Genomic DNA, 2,377 nt, shown 5'->3' with positions numbered 1-2,377 from the left:
CGGGGTGACTGCGTACCTTTTGTATAATGGGTCAGCGACTTATATTCAGTAGCGAGGTTAAGTGAATAACGGAGCCGTAGCGAAAGCGAGTGTTAACTGCGCGATTAGTTGCTGGGTATAGACCCGAAACCCGGTGATCTAGCCATGGGCAGGTTGAAGGTTGAGTAACATCAACTGGAGGACCGAACCCACTAACGTTGAAAAGTTAGGGGATGACTTGTGGCTGGGGGTGAAAGGCCAATCAAACCGGGAGATAGCTGGTTCTCCCCGAAATCTATTTAGGTAGAGCCTCGGACGAATTCCATTGGGGGTAGAGCACTGTTAAGGCTAGGGGGTCATCCCGACTTACCAACCCTTTGCAAACTCCGAATACCAATGAGAACTATCCGGGAGACACACGGCGGGTGCTAACGTCCGTCGTGGAGAGGGAAACAACCCAGACCGCCAGCTAAGGTCCCAAAATATTGCTAAGTGGGAAACGATGTGGGAAGGCACAGACAGCTAGGAGGTTGGCTTAGAAGCAGCCACCCTTTAAAGAAAGCGTAATAGCTCACTAGTCGAGTCGGCCTGCGCGGAAGATGTAACGGGGCTAAGCAATATACCGAAGCTGCGGCAGCAAGTTTACTTGCTGGGTAGGGGAGCGTTGTGTAAGTGGATGAAGGTGGTTTGAGAAGACTGCTGGACATATCACAAGTGCGAATGCTGACATGAGTAACGACAATGCGGGTGAAAAACCCGCACGCCGGAAGACCAAGGTTTCCTGTCCCATGCTAATCAGGGCAGGGTAAGTCGGCCCCTAAGGCGAGGCAGAAATGCGTAGTCGATGGGAAACGGGTTAATATTCCCGTACTTATATAATCAGTGATGGAGGGACGGAGAAGGCTAGGCAAGCTTGGCGTTGGTTGTCCAAGTGAAAGCGAGTAGGCCGAGAACTTAGGAAAATCCGGGTTCTTAAAGCTGAGACGCGAGACGAGCTCCCAAGGGAGTGAAGTTGTTGATGCCCTGCTTCCAGGAAAAGCTTCTAAACTTATGATTATATAAACCGTACCCCAAACCGACACAGGTGGTCAGGTAGAGAATACTAAGGCGCTTGAGAGAACTCGGGTGAAGGAACTCGGCAAAATAGTACCGTAACTTCGGGAGAAGGTACGCCCCTGTTTGTGAAGGACTTGCTCCGTAAGCAGATGGGGGTCGCAGTGACCAGGTGGCTGGGACTGTTTATTAAAAACACAGCACTCTGCAAACTCGAAAGAGGACGTATAGGGTGTGACACCTGCCCGGTGCCGGAAGGTTAATTGATGGGGTTAGCTTAGGCGAAGCTCTTGATCGAAGCCCCGGTAAACGGCGGCCGTAACTATAACGGTCCTAAGGTAGCGAAATTCCTTGTCGGGTAAGTTCCGACCTGCACGAATGGTGTAACCATGGCCACGCTGTCTCCACCCGAGACTCAGTGAAATTGAACTCGCTGTGAAGATGCAGTGTACCCGCACCTAGACGGAAAGACCCCGTGAACCTTTACTACAGCTTGGCACTGAACATTGAACCTACATGTGTAGGATAGGTGGGAGGCTTTGAAGCACAGACGCCAGTTTGTGTGGAGCCGCCCTTGAAATACCACCCTTGTATGTTTGATGTTCTAACTTAGGTCCCTAATCGGGATTGAGGACAGTGTCTGGTGGGTAGTTTGACTGGGGCGGTCTCCTCCCAAATAGTAACGGAGGAGCACGAAGGTTAGCTAATCACGGTCGGACATCGTGAGGTTAGTGCAATGGCATAAGCTAGCTTAACTGCGAGACAGACACGTCGAGCAGGTACGAAAGTAGGTCATAGTGATCCGGTGGTTCTGTATGGAAGGGCCATCGCTCAACGGATAAAAGGTACTCCGGGGATAACAGGCTGATACCGCCCAAGAGTTCATATCGACGGCGGTGTTTGGCACCTCGATGTCGGCTCATCACATCCTGGGGCTGAAGTCGGTCCCAAGGGTATGGCTGTTCGCCATTTAAAGTGGTACGCGAGCTGGGTTTAGAACGTCGTGAGACAGTTCGGTCCCTATCTGGTGTGGGCGTTGGATGATTGATGGGAGCTGCTCCTAGTACGAGAGGACCGGAGTGGACGAACCGCTGGTGTTCGGGTTGTGATGCCAATCGCATTGCCCGGTAGCTACGTTCGGAACGGATAACCGCTGAAAGCATCTAAGCGGGAAGCCGGCCCAAAGATGAGTCATCCCTGGACGTAAGTCCTGGAAGGGTTGTTATAGACGATGACGTTGATAGGCAGGGTGTGGAAGCGTTGTAAGGCGTTAAGCTAACCTGTACTAATTGCCCGAGAGGCTTAACCATACAACGCCCAAATGGCTTTGTATGAGACGAGCTAA

General features: G+C 51.7%; 1 rRNA gene. It reads left to right on the top strand.

Annotated features, from left to right (window positions below):
• A 23S ribosomal RNA gene (locus AB1N33_RS16570) occupies nucleotides 1-2,342 on the top strand; the annotation flags it as partial.
• Between the last annotated feature and the right edge of the window lie 35 nt (nucleotides 2,343-2,377).

It is taken from the genome of Alteromonas nitratireducens (genome assembly GCF_040812025.1).
GTDB lineage: Bacteria > Pseudomonadota > Gammaproteobacteria > Enterobacterales > Alteromonadaceae > Alteromonas > Alteromonas nitratireducens.
Note: the sequence above shows the minus strand (reverse complement) of the source record. Positions and strands in the feature narration are given on the sequence as shown.